The 507-nt window shown below is 59.0% G+C and carries 1 protein-coding gene; it reads right to left on the bottom strand.

Annotation, left to right across the window (positions count from 1 at the left end; genetic code table 11):
* Nucleotides 1–507, bottom strand: a 507-nt coding sequence (locus I6N89_RS25355; RefSeq protein WP_207020975.1) for an IS1595 family transposase, incomplete at both ends; no start/stop codon positions are given.

Genomic DNA, 507 nt, shown 5'->3' with positions numbered 1-507 from the left:
CGTAGCTCCAGAAGCTTTCGATGCCGTTGATATGGACACCGTTTCTGGCGAACTGAGCCTTGCCGTGATTGATCCGGTGATGGCGCTTGAAGCCGGCCTCGACCAGACCGTCATAGGAGCGAAACCCGTCTGTGGTGATCTCTACGGAGAGGTGGACACGGCCCTCTATGATCGCGGAGAGAGTTGCTTTCGAACAGTTTCTTACGATCTGGCAATGCACGCGGCCACCCCGTTCTAGGATCCCGAAGACCGGGGTCTTTTTGCCCGCTCCACGCCCTGGCTGGCCCCTTACTCGGGTCGGACCGAAGTAGCTTTCGTCGACTTCGACTTGTCCACGGAAGGGACAATCGGCCTCGGCCAGCTCGGCCATCCGCAGGCGCAAAAGAGTGAAAATCGCGGCGGCTGATTTGTGGTTAAGGCCGGTCAGTGAGGCGGCGCGATCAGCGGTGATATCGGTTGCGAAGAGGCGCAGAAGATCCCGGAACTTTCTCTCCGAAATTCTCCCCC

Origin of the sequence: Salipiger abyssi (assembly GCF_017311415.1) — a bacterium.
Classification (GTDB): Bacteria; Pseudomonadota; Alphaproteobacteria; order Rhodobacterales; family Rhodobacteraceae; genus Salipiger; species Salipiger abyssi_A.
The sequence above is the reverse complement of the archived record's forward strand: the minus strand, read 5'-3'. Positions and strand labels throughout refer to the sequence as shown.